General features: G+C 58.1%; 17 protein-coding genes and 1 pseudogene. 6 read left to right on the forward strand and 12 right to left on the reverse strand.

What is annotated here, in order from left to right; genetic code table 11:
- Positions 1–23: 23 nt before the first annotated feature.
- From HHL24_RS01515 to HHL24_RS01550, 8 genes are all read right to left on the reverse strand, one after another.
- The gene (locus tag HHL24_RS01515; protein WP_230417299.1) at positions 24–344 is read right to left on the reverse strand and encodes a RidA family protein; all 321 of its coding nucleotides are present in this window, start codon (positions 342–344) and stop codon (positions 24–26) included.
- Between the two features lie 38 nt (positions 345–382).
- Positions 383–1816, reverse strand: a complete 1434-nt coding sequence (locus tag HHL24_RS01520) for an FAD-dependent oxidoreductase (protein WP_169483631.1) — start codon at positions 1814–1816, stop codon at positions 383–385.
- Positions 1813–2121 (reverse strand): (2Fe-2S)-binding protein, encoded by a 309-nt coding sequence (locus tag HHL24_RS01525; protein WP_169483632.1) that lies wholly within the window; start codon positions 2119–2121, stop codon positions 1813–1815. Before HHL24_RS01525 ends, HHL24_RS01520 begins: the two co-directional genes overlap by 4 nt.
- A complete protein-coding gene (locus HHL24_RS01530; protein WP_169483633.1) occupies positions 2099–3202 on the reverse strand; it encodes an NAD(P)/FAD-dependent oxidoreductase in 1104 nt (367 codons plus the stop codon). Before HHL24_RS01530 ends, HHL24_RS01525 begins: the two co-directional genes overlap by 23 nt.
- Positions 3199–3993, reverse strand: a complete 795-nt coding sequence (locus HHL24_RS01535; RefSeq protein WP_169483634.1) for an ABC transporter permease — start codon at positions 3991–3993, stop codon at positions 3199–3201. Before HHL24_RS01535 ends, HHL24_RS01530 begins: the two co-directional genes overlap by 4 nt.
- Positions 3990–4907 (reverse strand): ABC transporter permease, encoded by a 918-nt coding sequence (locus HHL24_RS01540; RefSeq protein WP_230417300.1) that lies wholly within the window; start codon positions 4905–4907, stop codon positions 3990–3992. The genes HHL24_RS01535 and HHL24_RS01540 overlap by 4 nt, the downstream gene beginning before the upstream one ends.
- The gene (locus HHL24_RS01545; RefSeq protein ID WP_169483635.1) at positions 4904–5968 is read right to left on the reverse strand and encodes an ABC transporter ATP-binding protein; all 1065 of its coding nucleotides are present in this window, start codon (positions 5966–5968) and stop codon (positions 4904–4906) included. Before HHL24_RS01545 ends, HHL24_RS01540 begins: the two co-directional genes overlap by 4 nt.
- A gap of 86 nt (positions 5969–6054) precedes the next feature.
- The gene (locus tag HHL24_RS01550; RefSeq protein WP_169483636.1) at positions 6055–7083 is read right to left on the reverse strand and encodes an ABC transporter substrate-binding protein; all 1029 of its coding nucleotides are present in this window, start codon (positions 7081–7083) and stop codon (positions 6055–6057) included.
- Positions 7084–7154: 71 nt separating this feature from the next.
- Here HHL24_RS01550 and HHL24_RS01555 point away from each other — a divergent pair, with 71 nt between their 5' ends.
- Together HHL24_RS01555 and HHL24_RS01560 are read left to right on the forward strand one after the other, a co-directional pair.
- Positions 7155–8123, forward strand: coding sequence for a LysR substrate-binding domain-containing protein (locus HHL24_RS01555; protein WP_329606573.1), 969 nt, complete (start codon positions 7155–7157; stop codon positions 8121–8123).
- Positions 8124–8724: 601 nt separating this feature from the next.
- Positions 8725–9300, forward strand: coding sequence for a hypothetical protein (locus HHL24_RS01560; protein ID WP_169483637.1), 576 nt, complete (start codon positions 8725–8727; stop codon positions 9298–9300).
- 187 nt (positions 9301–9487) lie between these two features.
- Here the strand turns inward: HHL24_RS01560 and HHL24_RS01565 are convergent, their stop codons facing one another.
- From HHL24_RS01565 to HHL24_RS01580, 4 genes are all read right to left on the reverse strand, one after another.
- On the reverse strand, positions 9488–9790 hold the full coding sequence (locus HHL24_RS01565; RefSeq protein ID WP_169483825.1) for a VF_A0006 family four-cysteine protein: 303 nt from the start codon (positions 9788–9790) through the stop codon (positions 9488–9490).
- Between the two features lie 194 nt (positions 9791–9984).
- Complete coding sequence (locus HHL24_RS01570) at positions 9985–10836, reverse strand: carbohydrate ABC transporter permease (protein ID WP_169483638.1); 852 nt, start codon at positions 10834–10836, stop codon at positions 9985–9987.
- On the reverse strand, positions 10833–11723 hold the full coding sequence (locus HHL24_RS01575) for a carbohydrate ABC transporter permease (RefSeq protein WP_169483639.1): 891 nt from the start codon (positions 11721–11723) through the stop codon (positions 10833–10835). Before HHL24_RS01575 ends, HHL24_RS01570 begins: the two co-directional genes overlap by 4 nt.
- A 163-nt stretch (positions 11724–11886) precedes the next feature.
- Positions 11887–13119 (reverse strand): ABC transporter substrate-binding protein, encoded by a 1233-nt coding sequence (locus HHL24_RS01580; protein WP_169483640.1) that lies wholly within the window; start codon positions 13117–13119, stop codon positions 11887–11889.
- A gap of 384 nt (positions 13120–13503) precedes the next feature.
- On the opposite strand from HHL24_RS01580, the gene HHL24_RS01585 reads away from it, so the two are divergent.
- The 4 genes and pseudogenes from HHL24_RS01585 to HHL24_RS01600 form a co-directional block, all read left to right on the forward strand.
- A complete protein-coding gene (locus HHL24_RS01585) occupies positions 13504–14277 on the forward strand; it encodes an SDR family oxidoreductase (RefSeq protein ID WP_169483641.1) in 774 nt (257 codons plus the stop codon).
- Positions 14278–14384: 107 nt separating this feature from the next.
- A complete protein-coding gene (locus HHL24_RS01590) occupies positions 14385–15467 on the forward strand; it encodes an ABC transporter ATP-binding protein (protein WP_169483642.1) in 1083 nt (360 codons plus the stop codon).
- Positions 15468–15551: 84 nt separating this feature from the next.
- Positions 15552–16415 carry a MurR/RpiR family transcriptional regulator gene (locus HHL24_RS01595; RefSeq protein ID WP_169483643.1) on the forward strand — a complete coding sequence of 288 codons (864 nt, stop codon included), beginning with the start codon at positions 15552–15554 and terminating at the stop codon, positions 16413–16415.
- Between the two features lie 101 nt (positions 16416–16516).
- Positions 16517–16825 (forward strand): annotated as a pseudogene (locus HHL24_RS01600) (phenol 2-monooxygenase); the annotation flags it as partial.
- Between the last annotated feature and the right edge of the window lie 4464 nt (positions 16826–21289).

Raw genomic sequence — 21289 nt, forward strand, 5'->3', positions numbered from 1 at the left:
CAAGCAGGGGCGCACGGTATTCGTCAAGCCGCAGCCGTCACGCTGAACTCAACCAGCAACTCCGGCAATCCGAGCGTCGCCTGAACCGTGCAGCGCGCGGGCAAGTGCTGCGGATCGACCCAGTTTTGCCAGACGGCGTTCATACGATCAAAAAGCGCCATATCCTTCAAGTAGATCGTTACCGACAACAGGTGTTGCTTGCTGCTGCCCGCCTGCTCAAGTAGAGCATCAATGCGCCCGAGCGCTTCGATGGCCTGCTCCTCGATCGTGCGCGCATGCGGTGCGCCAGACGACGTTTGTCCCGCGAGAAAGAGAAGGTTGCCTGCACGCACCATCTTGCTCATGCGTGCATTACCGGCGGTTCTTACGATAGGGGAAGCATTCATTTGGGTGCGAATTCTGTCGGTTGTGCTGCGTTGAGGTCAGGGATGTGAGACTCGGCAAGATCGCCGAGGCTCACCGGTTTGATGGGCGGCCGGATACGGTAGTAGCCGACCTGGGCCATGGGCTTCGCATGTGCCTCGGAGAGCAGTTCGGCGACCGTCAGGCCGCATAGACGTCCCTGGCATGGTCCCATGCCGCAACGGGAGAACGACTTGCTCTGGTTGGGCCCGGTGCAGCCAAGACGTGCCATCGCCCTGATCTCGCCGGCGCTGACTTCCTCGCAGCGGCAAACGATGGTGTCGTCGGCAGGGCGGCGAAATACGTCCGCGGGACGGTATAGCGTGTCGAGGAAAGGGCGCACGGCGCGGTGCCGCTCGAGTTGCCGGCGCAACGGTGCGGCCTGCTCATCACGCGTATCACGGCTCAGCGCGCCAAGCCGATGAGACAGGGTCAGAGCGGTCAGCGCACCCGCCGTCTGGGCTGCGATTGCGCCGTGGATACCGCCCCCGTCACCGGCAATGAAGAGGTTCGGCACCCTGGTCTCACCCCATGCGTCGGTGCACGGATGCCAGCAAAGTTGGGCTTCGTCCCAGCGATGCTCGCAGCCGATCGAGCGAGTGAGTTGCACATTGGGCACGACCCCTTGATGCAGCAGGACGATGCTCGCGGCGAGCGTCGACACGCGGCCTTTAGCGGTGTATTGAACTGACTCCGCACGGCCGTCGCCCTCCACCGAGAGTCGTGTCACATGGCGAATGTGTGGAATGCCACTTTGCCGGATCGCATTCAGCAGACGCCTGCCCTTGAGCAGATACGCCGGTGTGCGCAACGCGCCAGGCAGTTCTGCGAGCGCGCGCCAGTAGTTGCGCGAAGGCGTCGTCTCGAGGATCGCCGCCGGCGGCCTGCCTGCCTGAATGAGCTGCCATGCAAACAGATACATTAACGGTCCGCTTCCCGCCAGCACGACTGGCCCATCGGGCAGCATGGCTGACGACTTGAAAAGCGTCTGCGCGGCGCCAACCCCCATGACCCCAGGCAGCGTCCAGCCTGGAACCGGGCAAGGCCGTTCGTAGGCGCCGTTGGCAATCACCACGGCTTTGGCCCGGATCTGTCCGCTCGCCGCAGCGCCGCTGCGACGTGTGAAGCTGATCTCCAGCGCGCGCGTGATCTGCCACACGAGCGTGTCGGGCCAGTAGCGGAGGGGGGCTCGAGCGAAGCGCGTGACGAGGTCCGCGCCATAGGTGTAGTCGTCACCGAGCAGCGCCGCGTCGGGCAGCGGTGAGCACCCGGCGTTGCGATAGATTTGCCCGCCCGGCAGCGGGTTTTCGTCGAGCACCAGCACGTCGAGGCCAGCACGCGTCGCGTCAAGCGCGCACGCCATGCCAGCTGGGCCGGCGCCGACGATCACAAGGTCCACCGTTTCGATGGTCATACGAGTGCCCTCGCGCCAGCCATGGCTTTAACTTCCATCCCGTCGCGCACGCGCACCATACAGGCCTGCTGGTTCGGCAAGCCATCGATTTCGACCAGGCAATCGAAGCACACGCCCATCATGCAATACGGCGCGCGCGGCGCAGCGCCCACAGGTGTGTGACGGAAGACGGTGACTCCGGCATACAGGAGTGCCGCCGCCACGGTGGCGTATTCCGGCACGTCTACATGGCGACCGTCGACGACAACCCGCACCGTGCGGGGCGAGGCGCCATCGATCTGACTAAACAGAGAAGCGTTTTGCATAGAAGTAGTCGAGAAGAGAGGGACGTTGGCCGCCGAGCAACCAGGCGACAAGCAATTCGCAATGCGCGGCAGCGAGCGTCACGCCGCTGTGGCAGGTTGCGACAAACGCACCGGGATGCGTCACGGATTCTTCGTAGACAGGCATGCTGTCCGATGTCATCACGCGGAGGGCTCCCCACGCGCGCACGACCCGCACGTTTTTCAGCAGAGGGAACTGCGATACAGCTTTGCGGGCGATGTGCGCGACGATCTCAGGTGTCACGCCGTCGTCCATGCCCACGTCCTCCGCGGATTCACCGAGCAATACCGACCCCTCCGCGGTCTGTCTCACGGACATCGTCGGATACTTGAGGAACGGACGCACGCGTTCCGTCACGAGGATCTGACCGCGCAGCGGAACGACCGGCGCGGTGAGTCCAACCATCGGCGCGAGTTCGCGGTTGCCCAGACCCGCGCACAGCACGACGCGCCCAGCTTCGAGCGTGCGCTTGCCGGTGTCGATACGAAAGCCACCGTTCGCGCGTTCAATCGACTGCACCGGAGCCTCCGGCACGTAGGCGCCGCCTGCTCGCTCAAAGGCGAGGAACAGCGCTCGCAGCGTATAGAGCGGGCTCACATGACCGTCGTTTTCCGAATAGACCGCACCGGCCACGTTCTGGCCGACCTCCGGAATGCGTTCACTCAGTTGCTGGCGGTCGAGGATGTCGTACGTGAGGCGTGCATCCTGGGCATGTAAGTGGCGCAGCGCATCCACGCTGCCAGCAAGCGCGTCATCGGTCATCGCGATGCTGATGCCACCCGGGCGCGAGTAGCCGATACCGAGCGACGACGCTTCTTCAAGCTCTGCCGCGAACGCTGGCCACAGCAGCGCCGATTCGAGCGACCAGCGCCCGTAATCGACCTGTTTCCTGCCTTTCCCCGAGACCCAGACCAGGCCGAAGTTTCCGCGTGCGGCTCGTACGCTGGAATCCTCTCCATCGAGCACGATCGTCTTCTGGCCGCGCTTGGCGAGCCCGTAAGCGATCGCCATCCCAACCAGCCCGCCGCCAACGATCGCAAAGTCGTATTCCTGTTTCATCAATGCTTCCCCATCAGAACCTTGTCGAGCCCTACGAGCCTGTCGAGTACGAACATCAGGCCAAGCGTGACCGCCATGATCACGGTTGCGACCGCCGCCACCATCGGATCGACGGTTTCAGTCATGCTCATGTAGATGCGCACCGGCAGCGTGATCGTGGTCGGCGCCGCGATGAAGATCGTTGCGGTCAGCTCGTCGAAGCTGCTTGCGAAACCAAGCACCCAGCCGGCGGCAATACCCGGCACCAAGGCGGGCAGCGTGATGCGCCGAAAGGTGGTCCAGGCGTTTGCGCCGAGCGAGATGGCGGCGTGCTCGGCATCGCGCGTCGTCGCGACCAGCGACGCCATGATGAGCCGCAGGCAATACGGGAACACCAGCATCACGTGCGCCAACACGAGCGAGACAAACGATCCGGACACGCCAATGCGCGTGAACAGTTGCAACAGCGCGACGCCCAGCACAACGGGCGGAATCATCAGCGGCGAAAGCAGCAGCGAATTGATCGCGTCGCGACCGGCAAAGCGGTAGCGTATGAGACCCAGCGCGGCCGGTACAGCTAGCATCGCCGCGAGCGTGGCGGAGAGCGTCGCGAGCCACAGACTGTTTGCAAATGCCTGAGTGAAATCCGGATCGTCAACGATCGCTTTGAACCAGCGCATCGAAAAATGAATGGTCGGCACGCTGAGCAGATTGCTCGGCGTGAAGGCGACGAGACAGACGATCGCAAGCGGCGCGATCATAAACACGGTGAACGCGGCGTGGAAACCGAGCGCTACAGGACCGTTTCGATTCATGATGCAGCCTCCCCAAAACGGCGTTTGAGACGTCGCTCCACAAAGCGGCCATAGAGCGAAATGGCGCCGATATTCAGCACGAGCAGGCAAACCGCAATTGCGGCGCCCATTGGCCAGTTCATGCTGTGCAGGAATTCGTCGTAGGCCGCCGTTGCGACCACCTTGATGCGCCGGCCCCCGATCAGCGCAGGTGTCGCGAATGCGCTCGCGCTCAATGCGAACACGATCAGGCTGCCGGACAGAATGCCCGGTGTGGCCTGCGGCAAGACGATGCGGCGCCAGACTGTGAGCGGGCCGGCTCCGAGCGAGATGGCCGCGTTGGCGATCTGTGGATCGACGCTTTGCAACGAGGTCCAGACGGACAACACCATCAGCGGCACCAGTGCATGCACCAGCACGACGACCACGGCCGGAAACGAGAACAGCATCTGCGGTGGTGCGTCGACCAGATGCAGGCGTACGAGCAATTGCGCGACGACGCCCTGACCGTCCAGTAGGATCGACCAGCCGAGTGTGCGTACAACGGCCGAGATGAACAGCGGCCCGAGCGTCAGAATCAGGAAGAACGCCCGCCAGCGCGCCGACATGCGGAAGATGATGTAGGCATCGGGCACACCCAGCACGACCGTTCCAAGGGTCACGCTGATCGCGAGCCCGAACGTGCGCAGAAAAATCTCGTGATAGTAGCGATCGGCGACGATCTGCGCGTAGTTATGCCAGGAGTAGCCGTCGAGCACGCCGCCTGCGGCTGCGTCGAAGCCTCGCAGGCTTAGCACGCCGACGAGCGCCATCGGAACGACGAGCAGCAACGCGAAGAGCAGCGTGACGGGCGCGACGAGGAGCGGACCGTTCGGCCGCTTGCGGCGCGTTGCATGCGGTGGCAACTGCCGGATCATGGGGCGGGCGGCGCTCATCGTGGGGCACCCGCAGTGTGCGGTGCGAGCGGACGCAACGCGGTGCCGGGCCAGTCGAGGCCGACCGCGTCTCCGACCTTCGCCACATGGCCGCCACAGTTCGCAAGCTGCACCTGCAGTTCGCCGATATCGGTGCTCACGCTCACCGACCAGCAGTTGCCGTGAAACGCGCGCGCCCTGACGAGCCCGTCCACGTGTCCTGCTCCGCTTGCGACCAGTTCGATGCGCTCGGGACGTAGCGAGAACGCATATGCGCCGCATGCGTGCGGCTCCTCAAGTGGCAGATTCGCCGTGCCCACTCGCAGCACCCGCTTCACACCGTCGTGCGCGACCTGCCCGTTCAACACATTGGCGCGGCCGATGAAATCCGCCGCGAAGAAACTGCCGGGGTTGTCATAGACGCCGGTCGGGGTATCAAACCGGACCACCGCGCCCTGGTTGAGCAGCGCGACGCGGTCGCTGATTGCCAACGCTTCGGCCTGATCATGCGTGACCATGATCGTAGTAGTGCCGACCTTCTGCTGGATTGCGCGTAACTCGGCCTGCATGTCGTGACGCAGTTTCGCATCAAGGTTGGACAGCGGCTCGTCAAGCAACAGCAAGGGCGGCTCGATGACCAGTGCACGCGCGAGCGCGACTCGCTGACGCTGCCCTCCCGACAGTTCGCGCGGGTACTTCGATGCGTGGCGGCCGAGTTGAACCAGGTCGAGCGCGGTCGTACACCGGCGCTTACGGGCCGCGCCGTCGACGCGCCGCATCTGCAGCCCGAACTCAACATTCTCTGCAACCGTCATATGCGCAAACAACGCATAACTCTGGAACACAATGCCGAGGCCGCGCTTTGCAGGCGGCGTGCCGACCAGCGATCGGCCTTCCAGGCTGATATCGCCCGACGTAGGCTCGACGAAGCCAGCAATCATCTGCAGGGTCGTCGTTTTGCCGCAGCCCGACGGCCCCAGCAGCGAGACAAATTCCCCGCGCGCGACGTCGATGCTGAGGCTGTCGACCACGACAGTCTCGCCGTACTGCTTGTTCAAGCGTTCGATCCGTAAATAAGTCATGACTTTGGGAGACCTTCCGATTCCTCTGGCGACGACAGTAAGGCACCCGGCGGCGTCGCCCGCCGCGCACGGGTGCCTACAGCCAGTCAGCGTTCTACTTCACGATTCCATTGCTGGGTCCACGTCGCGCGCTTGTCGTTGACCACATCCCAGTCAACCTTGAGCATGTTCGCGACCGCAGTGGGACTCGCTACACGCGAGGCCACCGCTGGCGGCAACTGAGTTTGTTTGTTGGCCGGCGCGACGCCTTCTTCGTCTGCATACATCGCCTGGATTTCTGGCGACAATGAGAACTGCACGAACTTCTGGGCGAGATCGTTCGGCGCGTCGTGTTTGACCGGGCACATGCTCAGACCCAGTGCGACCGCCCCTTCCTTTGGCGCGACGAACTTGACCGGCACGCCCTGGTTATGCAACGCCTGCGTGCGACCATCGCCCCATGCGGCAATCGCGATGCTGTCGCTCTGGAACAGCTCGGAGATCTTCCCCGGCGACGGATCGAACGACAGCACGTTTGGTGCGATCGATGCTTTCACCGTGTCGAATCCGGGCTGGATGTTTTGCTCGCTGCCGCCGTTCAGATGGGCCAGCACGATCAGCGTCTGCAGGCCGTAGCCGTTACTGATAGTGGGGAACTCAACCTTGCCCTTGTAGCGTGGGTCGGCGAGGTCGCGCCAGGAGGTCGGCGGCGCCCACCCCTTCGCTGCAAACAGGCGCTCGTTGTAGACGAGGCCGGTGGCGTTCATCCCGATTGTCACGGCCTTGTTGCTCTTGAAGCGGGCTGCGTCGTACAGGTTCTTGTAGACCGGCGCATCGGTAAGGGTGTCGCAAAAACCGAGCTGGATCGCCTGATACATCGGACCGTCGTCGAGAAACACGACATCGAGGCTTTGCTTGCCTTTTTGCGCCTGAAGCCGCGCCATGGTCGTCGTGGAGTCGCCCGGAACAACGACCACCTTGACGTTGTTTGCCTTCTCGAACGGCGGAATGATCTTTTCCCGCAGAAGCTGTTCGAAAGATCCGCCGAAGGCGCCGACGTAGAGCGTCGTTTCAGCGTGGGCCTGCGCGACAGCAAAAACGCCGGCGAGCATGATAGGGACGATACGTTTGCGCATTGGAGTCTCCATCGATATTGGAATGTTATGCTGCTGTGTTTCCGGATTGACCCGGGGTTGTACACAGTTTTGTGCGTCAAATTGGCACCGTCAAATCAGAAATTCACAGTGATAGATGCCTAAATGTTATGGGGCGGGAAATGAAGAGCCGGCAGCTAGAGGCGTTCCGGGCGGTGATCCTGCGGCAGTCGATTACGCGGGCAGCCGAAATGCTGCACATCACGCAGCCAGCCGTGACACGCCTGATTCTCGATCTGGAGACCGAAATCGGCTTCAGCCTGTTTACACGCGAGAAAGGCAGACTTTTCCCCACTTCGGACGCGTTATTGCTCTACCAGGAAGTGGAGCGCTCATTTGTCGGCGTCGAGCGCATTGCCCATGCGGCGCAACAGATTCGCTCGCTCACAAGGGGATCGCTGAACGTCGCGGCGGCACCCGCATTGGCGTTGAACCTGCTACCGGAGTGGATTACCGATTTCACACGGGTGCACGAAGGGGTGAGCGTGTCGCTGCTCGTTCACGGTACGAGACCGGTCGGAGAACTTGTGGCGAGCGAGCAATGCGATATCGGGTTCGTGACTTACACGACATGGCAGCCGGGCGTGCGGGTTGAAACGCTCTTCAGTGCCGATATGAAATGCATTTTGCCCAAGGGACACCGGCTTTCCGGCAAGCGGGTCATCGACCCCGAGGACCTGGCCGGCGAGAAGTTCATTTCGTTTCCGCGGGAGTTCGATACGCGCCGCATCGTCGACGATATCTTCGCCGCGCGGCAAATTGAGCGTGTGATGAGCGCGGAGTGTCAGTTGTCAGCAGCCATCGCATCGTTTGTGGCACGTGGCGCCGGTGTGTCGATCATTGATCCGGTGTCCACCGACTATTTGACCGAACGGGTGTCCGTCCACGATTTTATGCCTGCGATTCCGTTTGAATACGGTGTCCTGACATCCGACAGGCAGCCTCCGTCGCGTCTCACGTGCGCCTTCATCGAGTTCGTGCGAGAGAAGGTGAAGGAGCGAATTGGTCGCCCTCGTGCCTGAGTCGCAATTGGCAATTTCAGCGTGTGCTGATGAGCAACCTTGTGGGGAGCGAGCGACCTGCATAAGCGCCGACTTTCGAATGTCCCAGCTATGGAGCAGGCGAATGACTGACATGGCCGACCTGTGAGGCCTTCGCAGTCATTCGCTGCCCAGCGACAGTGCATTATTCCCATCGCGCGATTCTGAATGCGCCTGCCTTTTGTCCGATATTCATCTGGCACCGGCGAAACTCGTGGATTACACTATTTTTGCTGTGCGACTTTAAAGCATGGCCGACTCACGAAGTCACCATTGCGCGGGCTTTCGTGCACCCCTTCTGCACGTGTCTGCCGACACCGGGCGAAAAATGATTGCTTGGTGAAGCGTTTCGCCTTTCATTACTTTGGCCTACGTCAAGGCTTTCTCGCCTCACCCTCCGGAACAGCCGGCCGCACCGACGGCCTCTCGTTCTCTCATCGCTTGCTCCGCAAACGGCGGCAGCCAGGTATCAATGCGGCCATTTTTAATCGTGTTTGTTTGAATTGGGCGCCTAATCCAGCCAGGCAATAGGCCCCTGCGCGCTGTGATGTTAAGCGCCTGATTCGGTGACAAGGAGATGACCATGAAGATCAGGCATTTAAGCATTTTGTCGGCAACCGCCGTTGCACTTCTCTCGCTCAGTGGCGCCGCGCAGGCCGACGGCCACGGCGGCCTTTGCTCGAACGCAACGCTAAAGGGACCGTATGGGTTTAGCGCCCAAGGGGAGGTTCTTGGATTGCTGGATGCAACTGGTCAGTTGCACTCGTTCGCCAGCCCGTCCATCCTGAATGACGTCGCCATTGTGACGTTCGATGGCGCAGGTCATTTTGCACGGACCGACTTCGGGAATATGAACGGGGTTCCGAAAGGTGGGCAGACTGCATTCAATCCGAATCAGAGCGGCACCTACACGGTGAACGCCGATTGCACCGGTAGCATGCAAATCACGTACACCGCCGGCCCAGTGCCGGCCGGCGTCGTGCTTGCACTGGAAATGGTGGTCGCTGACGACGGGACGGTCGTCAAGGCGCTTATCGCCACGGAGACCGTACCGTCCGCCGGGCCGACCGCCGACGGCACGACGTGTTCATCGAATTGCCAGTTAGGTGTGCAAGTGAGCTTTGAGGGGAAAAAGGTCCTGGTCTACGGCTTCCGCTAGTCGAGTCCCGGATGGGTTCACGCTTGCTCCCTATGGCGCTTTCATGAGGGGAGCCAAGCTTGAGCTTGGGCGCAGGTTTTCCGCCCTTTAATGCCTGCGCCTTCTCGAGATGAGCGTGTCGCTTCCCCGATTTTCGGCTTGAGAACGCGCTACGACGCGATGTGCAGTATCAGCAATCCGAACTGGCTCACATCTGATTCTGGCGCTGGCATGCTCGCAGGATCTGTTGAACCGCAAATTCGTCTCTCACGCTCTGCGTATTTTGCAGGACACACACGTGATACGACTTTTCGCGAGGCAAGAGCAGCGCGCCGTTTCTGTAAAGCGCGTCGCACGAGCGTCTAATCGCGTCTGCCGCCATGCTGCTTTGGCTATTCCTTAGCGATTGCAGGATGCATTGATCGTAGTCTGGATTGTCGATACCGAGCGCCAGGGCTGAAAGCGGCGAGGCGAGCGTGATCGAGAGAAGCAGATAGGCGAGGTTGCGCATGGATTCCGGAGACGCAGGGATAAAGGCTGAGAATCGTACCATGTCGCATTTCGATGCTCTCGATATAATGCCGGTTGAAATCGGCCGTATGCCGGGATAATCGCTCAACTATACGAATTCACGTAGTACCGCGCCTTGTTTTAATCCGTCTCGATTCACCATCGTATCGTCGGCACTCACGAGCCGCACAACACCTACTTCACTGCCCCCAACGCCAACCCCTTCACCAGGAAGCGCTGCAACCACGCAAACACAATTGAAACCGGCAGCGTCGCGCAGAGGGTAGCGGCCATCACCAGATGCCACTCGACGACGTACTTGCCAGCCACCATATCCGTAACCTGCACGGTCAAAGTCTTATTCTCCGGCGACCGAATCAACGTATAAACAACCGCAAATTCATTCCACGCATTGATAAAAGTAAAGATCGCCGTCACAACAATGGCGGGCACGGCCAACGGCAGGAACACCTTAAAAACAGCCCTGGTCCTCCCACACCCCTCAAGCCAGGCAGCTTCTTCAAGATCCCTTGGCACAGTCTGAAAGTAAGAAGACAACATCCAAACCGCAAACGCGATATTAAAAGCCGCATAAGAAACGATGACCCCAATCTTGGAGTCAACCAGATTCCCGTCCCCATAAGGAATCATCGCTGCCAGCCGGAACAACCCCACCACCAGCAAAATCGGCGACAACATCTGCGTCACCAGCAGAAACTGCGAATAGAACCCTTTACCGCGAAACGGGAACCTCGCCAATGCATAAGCCGCCGGTAAGCTCACCGCCAATGCCAACGCGGTGGAAAGGAAGCTGATCACGCAGCTATTCCTCAGCGCCACGCCAAAATTAGCCGCGACCCACATGTCCGAAAAATTGCTCCATTGCCAATGCACCGGCAACCACCTTGCCGGATAAACAAAAATCTCAGTCGCGGGCTTCAACGCAGTAAACAACATCACAGCAAACGGAAACAGCACTGCCACAATCAGCGGTGAAAGTGCCAACCAGCACCACAGCGAGCGCTTCATCTTGACGCTGAGACTCATGACGCCTCTCCTTCTTTCGCGGGCTGCAGGCGCAGATAGGCGATCGAGAAAACGAACAGCATGACGAGCATGATCAGCGACACTGCCGCGGCCTGGCCGGGACGTCCCAGCCTGAAACCAAGCTCATAGAGATACGTGACGAGAATATGCGTCCCGTTGTCCGGGCCGCCTTGCGTCATCACCCAGATGATCGGGAAAGAATTGAACACGTAGATCACGTTCAACAGAATCGTCATGTTGATGAACGGCCGCAAGAGCGGCATCGTCAGCTTGCGAAACTGTTGCCACGCGCTGGCGCCATCCATCCGCGCCGCTTCGTAAATATCGCCCGGCACCGACGACAAGCCGCCCAGCAGAATCGTCACCGTAAATGGAATCGACACCAGAATGCCAACGGCAATCTCCACGGGAAACGCGAGCTCCGGCGTCGCAAGCCAATGTATCTGACCGTGGATCAACCCAAGCCGCTCCAACGTGACGTTGACCATACCGTAGTCATCGTTGAAGGCCCAGCGCCACACCACGGCGGTCATCGTCAGCGAGACGGACCACGGCAGCATCACAATCGTGCGCGCCACGCCGCGGCCATAGAAATCCTGATTCAGTATCAGCGCAACCGGCACGGAAATCAGCACCGTGCCGCCCACCACGCACACGGTCCAGATAACCGTGCGTCTGGCTGCGGCAATAAAGTTTGGGTCGGTGAAAACCGTAATGAAATTCTGCAGGCCGGTGAAATCGCGGATCGCGCCGAAGCGCGAGACCTCGTGCAGCGATTGCCACACGATGTTGAAAATCGGATAGCTGATGATAAAAAGCGCCAACACCAGACTCGGCGCAATCAGCAACCAGGGCGCCTCGCGGCGCGAAGAAGCGGAACGGCTCATGCGTGCTCGATCGTAAGACGCGTCCACGTTAAAAGAAAGCGGGCGCGACGGGATGGGCCGGATACTGCATTACGTGCATCAGTGCATTACGACCGAAACGCGCAGCGCCTTCGCAACGGCGGCGCGCGTTTCGAATTCAGCAAATCACCACGAAACTATGCACTCACTTACCGAGTGACTTGTTCGCTTGATCCGCTGCGGCATTCAACGCATCAGCAGGCTTTGCCTTGCCCAGGTAGATCGATTGCATTGCATCGGTCACGGCCTTCGCGGTGTCTTCCCAACCGGTCACAGTCGGGGCGAAGTGAGCCGTCGGCAGCAGCGCGACGAAAGCTTTGGTGTCCGGATCGTTGAATGCCGGATCGGTCGCCTCAGCCTTGGTGGTCGGCAGGAAGCCTTCGGTCGACGTGAACTCGACGCGCGGTTCCTTCGTGAACAGATAGTCGAGGAACTTCCAGGCCGACTTCTTCACCTTCGAGTTCTTGAACATCACGATCGAGTCGGTCACTGCATAGGTGGCGTGCGTCGTGCCCATCGGGATCGGATCGATGCCGTACTTCAGATTCGGCGCTTCCTTCTTGATCTGCTTGGACAGGAACGGCGCCGAAATCACCATCGCAACGCGGCCTTGCTTGAAGAGGTTCTGTACGTCTTCACGGCTATAGCCGGTCACGCCAGGTTGCGTCAGGCCCTGGTCGATCATCGTCTTGTACAGCGTGGCCGCCTTGATGCCGGCCGGCGAATTGAAGGCCGCCTTGCCGTCCTTGCCGACCACGTCGCCGCCATTGGTCCACAGCGCGTAGTAATAGTAGACGTCGGTTTCGATTTCCTTGCCTTGCAGACCGAAGCCGGCAATGCCCTGCGCCTTCAGTTTCTTCGATGCGTCGATCACGTCATTCCACGTCTTCGGACCGTCGGGATAACCGACCTTCGCGAGCAGATCCTTGTTGTAGTAGAGCGCCCGCGCGGAAGCCGCGATCGGTAGGCCGTACACCTTGCCGTTGATTTCTCCCGGCGCCAGGAACGGGCCGATGAAGCGGCTCTTGAAGCTGGCGTCCATGTAACCGTCGAGCGGTTCGGCGACGTCGTCCTTCACGAAGTCGAGCAGCCAGCGCGTGCCGACGATCGCGAGGTCGGCGTTGGCGTTACCGGTAATGTCCGTCTGCAGTTTCTGTTGCAGCGTGTCCCAACTCACGTCTTCGATCTTGATCGTCGTGCCGGGATTGGCCTTCTCGAAGTTCCGGGCCATTTTTTCGAAGTACGGCGCGGTCGCATCGCTGTAATGCGCGACCGTCACCCGAACCGTGTCGGCGTGAGCCGCGACGGCGATACCTGCAAACGCGAGCGCCACGGCAACTTTGCCGAGCGCGAGGGAAGCACGGGCATGCAACGACATTTCTCTCTCCTGTGTCGATCGGAGTTAGCGCTTTAGCTGTCGACCAGAGTTAGCGCGTCAGCGCGTTACTCTGGTCCCATGCACAGCACTTACTCCGGGCCCATCCAATGATGGTGGGGGGTGGTCTGCTGCCGTCGCCGGCCGCTTGGGTTGAATTGTTTGAAAAAATCCTACATGACGCAAAATAGCTTGTCACGTAGGGTCTGCCATATTTTTTCTCAGCTGGTTTTGTGCATAAGATGCTGTAACGCAGGGGTATTCTGCATTGTGCGAAGTCACGGATACCCAATCTTCGGGATGACTAGACAACTGCGCGACGCTGGTTTTGTTGGAAATTTACACGCTAGACCGGTGCTGCAACGGGGTTGAGGAGCGAGGGCAGACATGAATCGTGTGGTGTTAGTGACGGGCGCTTGCGGCGGTATCGGCAGTGTGTTGTGCAAGCGCTTCGTGGAGCAGGGCGATATCGTGCTGGCGCTCGATATCGACGCGGTCGCGCTTCACGGACTTGTTGCGCAACTCGGCGACGCGCATGTCGCGCCGATCGCGGTCGACCTAGGTGACGCTGCCGCAGTGCAGCAAGCGGTGGCCGAAGCGGTGAAAACGCGCGGTCCGGTGGACGTGCTGGTCGCCAACGCGGGTGCCGCGAAAGGTTTGACGCTCGCCACGACCGACGCGGCCAGCTGGCAGCGCGATATCCATCTGAATCTGAACGGCACGTATCACACGGTGGAAGCGGTGCGCGCGTCGATGATCGAACGGCAGAAGGGCGTGCTGGTGCTGATCGGTTCGGTGAACGGCATGGCGGCGCTCGGGCACCCGGCGTATAGCGCGGCGAAGGCGGGGCTCATCAGCTACACGAAAGCGCTGGCGATCGAACTTGGCCGCTATGGTATTCGCGCAAACATCGTCTGTCCGGGGACGGTGAAGACGCAAGCGTGGCAGGCGCGCGTCGACAAGAATCCGCAGGTCTTCGAGGATCTGAAAAAGTGGTACCCGTTGCGCGACTTCGCGACGCCCGACGACATCGCCGATGCGGTGCTGTTCCTCGCGTCGCCGATGGCGCGCGTGATTACCGGCGTCGCGTTGCCGGTCGACGGTGGGCTGATGGCCGGCAACCGGTTGATGGCGGAAGAACTGACGCTGGAATCGCTTTGAACTGATTTGATTCGGTTTGAACGGCTTCGACCCGATAGCGCGGTGTGTCCTTTGCTCGATGAAACTAAGGCAACACGACCGCATGACAGCACGACGATGAGGACAGCATGGCAGCAGTGCAACTGAGCGGCATCTTCAAACGCTATGGCGACACGCAAGTGGTGCACGGCATCGACCTCGATATCGATGACGGCGAGTTCGTCGTGCTGGTCGGCCCGTCGGGTTGCGGCAAGAGCACGCTGATGCGCATGGTGGCGGGGCTCGAAGAAATCAGCGGCGGCGATCTGATGATCGGCGGCACACGCGCGAATACGCTCGCGCCGCAGCAGCGCAATATCTCGATGGTGTTTCAGAGCTACGCGCTCTATCCGCATCTGTCGGTCTACGAGAACATCGCGTTTGGGCCGCGGATTCGCAAGGAATCGTCCGCGAGTTTCAAGCCGCGGATCGAAGCCGCCGCGAAGATGTTGAACCTCGGTGGGTATCTGGACCGCTTGCCGCGTGCGCTGTCGGGTGGTCAACGCCAACGGGTGGCGATGGGCCGCGCGGTGGTGCGCGAGCCGTCGCTGTTCCTGTTCGACGAACCGCTGTCCAATCTCGACGCCAAACTGCGCGTGCAGATGCGCACGGAAATCAAGGCGCTGCATCAGCGTCTGAAGAATACGGTGATCTACGTCACGCACGATCAGATCGAAGCGATGACGATGGCCGACCGCATTGTCGTGATGAACGCGGGGCGGATCGAACAGGTCGGCCGTCCGCTCGACTTGTACGACCGTCCGGCGAATCTGTTCGTCGCGAGCTTTCTCGGTTCGCCGTCGATGAATTTCGCGGAAGGCGTATTGACGAATCGTACGGATGGACAGGGCTTCGCGTTGAAACTCACGGACGGCGGCGAGATTGTGCTGGAGGGTACACCCGCTTCCGCCGTTGTCGGCGCAAAGGTCACGCTCGGCGTACGTCCCGAGCACATTGAAACAATGGCTGACAAGCCGGACGCCACCATCGAAGTCGAAGTGGTCGAGCCGACTGGCGCCGAGACCCATTTGTACGGGAAAATAGGCGGCAGCACGTGGTGCGTGACGACTCGCCAGCGCTCGAAAGTCGAGCCCGGTCAGCGCGTTACGCTACGTCTGCCGGCCGAGCATATTCATCTGTTCGATACGGAGAGTGGACGCAGGCTGGTCTGAACCGCGTGTTGCCGCTTGAGGCTGATTCAAGCTGATTGAAGCTGCGACGCGACGCGGATTCATTTAACCCTTAAGGAACACCGGGTGTCCGCACCGAACTTGATTCCCCACATCCGCGGCGCACTGGCCAATTTGCGGCCCGCCGAGCGCAAAGTCGCCGAGATGGTGCTAAGCGACGTCGACTTTGCGATGCGCGCGAGCATCACCGAACTTGCGCAGCGCGCGGACGTGTCCGAGCCTTCGGTCACGCGCTTTTGCCGCGCGATCGGTGCGCATGGTCTGCGCGACTTCAAGATGCAATTGGCGCAGAGCGTGGCCGGCGGTGTACCGTATGCGTCAACGGCGGTTGCGCGTGATGATGATGCGCAGACGTTGATGGTCAAGGTGGGTGAGGCTGCTGTCGATGGGATCACGCATGCGTGCGGTGCGTTGGATCCGGCGGTGTTTGAGAGTGCGATTGCGGCGTTGTCGAGCGCGGGACGGGTTTTTTTCTTTGGCGTGGGGTCGGGGTCAGGACTGGTCGCGCAAGACGCGGCCTTAAGGTTTTTGCGGCTGGATATCGCGGCTACTGCGTTTACCGATGGGCATTTGCAACGCCTTTACGCGGGCCTCATGGAGCCGGGTGATGTGGCGTTTGCGATCTCGCATTCCGGGCGCAGCGTCGAAGTGAATGAAAGCATTCAGATCGCCAAAGAGCGTGGCGCGACGACGATTGCGTTGACTAATGTCGGCTCGCGGTTGGCGTGGTTGGTCGATATTCCGCTGCTGCTGCGCGTGCCGAGTCCGATCGATCCGAATACGCCAGGCGTGTCGCGGCTCGTGCATCTGTGCATCATGGATGCGCTGGCGATCGGCGTCGCGTTGAAGGCGGGTCCGAAGACGCTTGAAAAAATGCGGCACGCGAAAGCGCGGTTGTCGTCGCATGAGCCGGAGGCGGCGGGGGATTGACCTTTCCTTGCCACGCGGTCAACCTCGGCCTCCTGTTCTTTCGCTGCTTATTCAAGCAATGATCGAAGGCGCCAGACGCCAATCTCGTCGAGAAACAGCGTGCTCAGATGCAGGCAATGGACGAACTGCGTCATGCGCAAACGCAAGTCCATAGCATTAGCCATTACAACCAGTTCTTCACTGGCTTTCACGACTTCATGCATATGGCCGACCGGGTCTGGTATCCCTCGGTGCCGAAGTCGTACTTCGAAGATGTGATGAGCGCGGGACCGTTCGAATTCCCAACGGCCGTGTCCTTCTCATTCGAACACATGCTGACACATCCGCTGTTCATGGCAGGCGCCGCATTCAATGGTGATATGGCGACGATGATGTTCGGCTTTTCCGCGCAATCGGACGAATCGCGCCATTCTGTCTAATTGACATAATTCCATTGATGTACTTATATCTGTTTATAAGTAGTATGCGTTGAGTGCTGCAGGCTATAGGCATGTGTAATGAAACAATTGCGCTCTCTAATTCATTGGACGCGCCTTGATCTCCCTGCCTGTCTTGATTAATTTGTATCGGTTTTATCTAAAAAATATGGATTTACCTGGATTAATTGTTCCAGGCGCAATGTGTGCCATGTTGAGCGGTGTGGGAAATAAGATTAATGATACTCTTAAATAGGGTTTGCCTATTATGCCTGAGCATTCATTGCTACATAAGCCTGGGAAAAAATCAAATATTAGTATTGAGGATGCAGTCGGTGAAGATGATTCCTTGCAGGAAGAAATTTTTGTTCATGATGGGACGTTATCTCCTCGATTCCAGGCTTTTGTCCAGGAGAGGGCGGCCATAAACGATGATCGCGCAAACGAACTCGTTTACCCACGCGCCTATGCTGTCGCACGCGCAATCGGCCGAAATGGCGAGTGGGCGAGCGAAGCAGGTGACATGGCGCCTTCGCTCATTGTGCGTTTACCCGGCGCGAGCGCAGCCGGACTGCGCATCAATATCCTGGAAGGGGATAATTGCATAGTACTGCACGATGAACAGGGTAGCACCTGCGTGACTGATATCACCCTGCGGCGGGTCGATCGCAACCATTATAAGGCTGTGGTGGAAGGTATCGACAAGGATGTTCCCGCCGACGGTAACTGTTTCTTCTATGCCGTACGGGAAGCTTTACAGGGCGATGAGTTCAAATCCTCCCGGCACTGCATCTTTCAGGGTGAAGACATTCAGACTCGACAACAGGCCAGCAACTATTTTCGCAGCCAACTGGCGGGTTATATCCGTCAGCACGCAAGTGAACTTGAGGAAAGTATCTCCTTGGATTTTATTCCCTTTCACAGGAATTCCGTTACTGATGCGCTGATGAAAGGGGGGAGGGGGCAGTTGTCCGAAGCGGCGTTTCAATCATATGAAACTAACAGAATGTTAGCTCATGTGACAGATAAGCAGGGAAAAAGCAATATCGACGACCTCCCGACATTGTTACAACCCGCGGTCCCCTGTCAATCAAACGAAGACGGCAGCCTGTTCATGGTCTTGATCAATCGGCTACTGCAACAGGTGATTGAGCGGCTAATCGATTCAGCATTAAAAAAAGGGGAGGCGTTGGTCGCGGATTACATGACATTGCCAAATCAAATCTCCCTGATCTATAGAGATTCATCGCAGCCTTTCCCAGAGAAGCTCAAAGCGATCAATGCTCTGATTAAGGATTATAAAGAAGGTTTGCCGGATTTCATCACAGTATTGCCCCCATGGCTCGATCTGGCTATCAAGGCCTGGTCATTGGAGGAAATTGATCAGGGGCGCAACATAGAGGAAAATATACGCACGATACTGGACACCACCCAAACACTACTCACCAACCCGCTAATTTCAGAATTATTGTCCCCCGGACAGGTGGCTCGCTTTAGTACCCTGTTACAGCAGGGATCGCAGGCCACTATCCTGCTAACGAAATTCAACAAACTACCCTCTGAGGCGCCGTTCGGCGACTATTTTGACCTGCTTAAAGATGACCCACTGCTTCGCAGTATCGCACCTGCTAGCGTGCTGTCACTCGTTAAGTTGGCGGACCAGTTGGGCCAGCAACTGGATAATGTCGCTTTTCCTGCGGGGAAGGAGGAACGTAGTAAATTAGATTGGCTAATGAAGCTGTTGATAGCGGATAAAGGTGTCGAGTTGCTGGCTCCTCACGTTGATGTCAACGTGCTCACCGCAGTGAAAACCCCCATAGCTTTAGTGAGACTGTTTAAACAGTACCCTATTGAAGCAAATGGACTTGCACAACTGGACTGGCTGACTCATCAACTGTCGTCGTCAAATGACAGCCCACCGTTGGCGGGAACCTTGTTAGAGCCTATGGTCGGGCGGTTACAAGATTCATTGGGCGACAGTAGAGAAATCATGCGGATCACCAAGCTATTGATAAAAATAGCTAACCCGCAAATTGACCGTAAGAAAAAGCTCCCCGAGCTACTCAGGTTAATATTCACCCCCAGACGAGGGGCGAAGTTGGCATCATTTATCCTGCCTTATTTCCCAAACCTTTTCGCAACACTCAACGCTGGGAAGACAGTTTACAAGGCTGGGAAAGACGTCTCCGAATTAAGAGACTGGTATGCCCAGGTTTCGCCAGACCAAAGCTGGCAAGCAACCAGCAAACAATTTGCAGAAAAGATAAGCTTTATCCTAAAGAAGGATGCAGATCTATTCGCATCCTTAAGTGGATTTAGCGCCGGGTCGATACAGGCAACAGTTAGCGCTATTCATGCCCTATTGGACTGGAGCTGGGAAAAGACCGTCACCTGGCTGCTTGAGCAGATAAAATCGAATCCCGATGGGCGCTGGTATTACGATCGGATGCTAGAAGTGTGCCTCGATTGGCAGCTCTATCAAGCACTCAAGCCGGGCACCGCCAGTGCCCACGCCCATACCGCCTTGCTAAATGCAGCCGTATTGCTAAAAAGCTCCTTGCCTGAGATCAATACCGCCACCCTCGACATTATTATCCAGATATTACCCTTGCTACCTGGGCTGTTCGCCTTAAAGAGTGAGACGCACAAATTACCCCACAACCACGATTGGATTGAGTGGCTGCATGAAGTGGTCAGGCTGGCGAGCACCAGTACTAATCCGGCGGTAAAACAGCTTGTAGAGCAAGTGGAGACCTTGGCGCACAAGGTCGGCGAGGACATTTTGCGCCGACTGTTTGATAGCCTGATGGCCAATGCAGCCAGTCTGTTCGGGGAAACTCCTTTCGCTAACGAGATACCCAATACTTCAGCGTCCACATTGGCGCTCGATACATTCACAACAGAGCAATTACTGGTCACGATGCTGGCCCAGTGGGCCAGCATCGGCATGCAAGAGGCCCGGCAGCAATTGGGCGCGACGCTGACCTCTGCGGGTACCACACTGAACAGCATTCTGCTGCAGGGTAGGGGAATGAATCTCTTTACCTCCCCTTTAGGACCGACACGCGTGAGTCCGCTATTTAACCTTTTAAGCATGCCCCCTCTGAGCGTAGTAGAAGGAGTGGACTTATCCGGCGAGTCCTCTGGCATCGTGCCTGAAATGGAAAACTTCATCTGGGGAGATAGCGCACTTGCCAAGCAGAAGAAAATTTTCCTCATTGCGCTGCCCGTCTATTTTTTCTCGGTAATAGCGGCCTTTGTCATTTACAAGAAACACAAAGCAGCAAAGGACATCGTACCGGACGCGACCAGGTACGACCCTGTCGCGCCGAATGAGAGCGTATCTATTCCGATGGAGCTAGTGGCCACCGAGTCTGTAACGCCCATACCCGCTGAACAGGGCAATTTACTGCCCCAGGAAGAAACGACCGACTTGCCGCCCGCCTCCGCAGAGCAAGATCATGAGCGATCTGAAGCCAATACCCTTACAGGACGAGCCAGTAAGGGACTCACTGGTGCATGGCGTCGGGTGAACGAAAATCCCGAGGAGCTAGCACTCGGGGTGGCGTTGCTCGTGGGGCTGGCCGCTACAGCGTACTTTTTCAAAAAATATGTAATGGACCGGCAATGGGTTAATGTCGATAAGGCGGTGGATCAGGTTTCGTTTATTGACGTTGCAGCTGATGAGCGTTTCGACGAGGCGTTTGATTTACCTTCAAGGTTTACAGCCCGTCATCTATCAGCAGACTCGGCTACTGTACCAGTCGAAAAACAACAGGACAATATACGAAAGTACACGCTGGAGCTGGCAGCAGAACTAGGTACTTCCTGGCTAAAACAGTTCTTTAATCACCTGATGGACAAGCTGCAACCTACTCTATTTAGAATGTCGGAGTTGATGAAGAAAACAGAAAATAATTACGCGTTTTTGCTGGAGTTGGATCTGATGATGTTGACCCTGCAGGCCTTCATCATTGAGGAAATCAAGAAAAATGACTACTCCAATCTTGAAGGGCTGCTAGCGCTTAACGGGGTGCGCAACCTGGTGATTAAAACCCTGTTCAGGGATTATAAGTCTCAGGTTATTCCTTATTATCGAAGTCTTGCCAGAGGGCAACTGTTCAAAACTATCGAGACATTCTGGCCGGCTAATATTCTGAAAACCTACCTGCGCTATGCGTTGCACGATGCCGGGCATTCCGACTATAAAATACAAACCTATCTCGCCGCACTAAATAGCATGCAGGATGAGCAACTCCTGATTTCCGATGAATACCATCAAGGGATACCAATCGGTATAGCGGGAGAAAGACATATTGTTAAGGTGCTGTTGGATAAACTTAACTCGAAGCTGGCTGATAGCCAATTCGACCTTGCCAGGGCGCAAAAAATAAACCGGAATATATTGGCGATAGCAAAATCAACGAATACAAACTATCGATTCAAACATCCGAAATC

This window comes from Paraburkholderia polaris, assembly GCF_012927345.1.
Taxonomy (GTDB): domain Bacteria; phylum Pseudomonadota; class Gammaproteobacteria; order Burkholderiales; family Burkholderiaceae; genus Paraburkholderia; species Paraburkholderia polaris.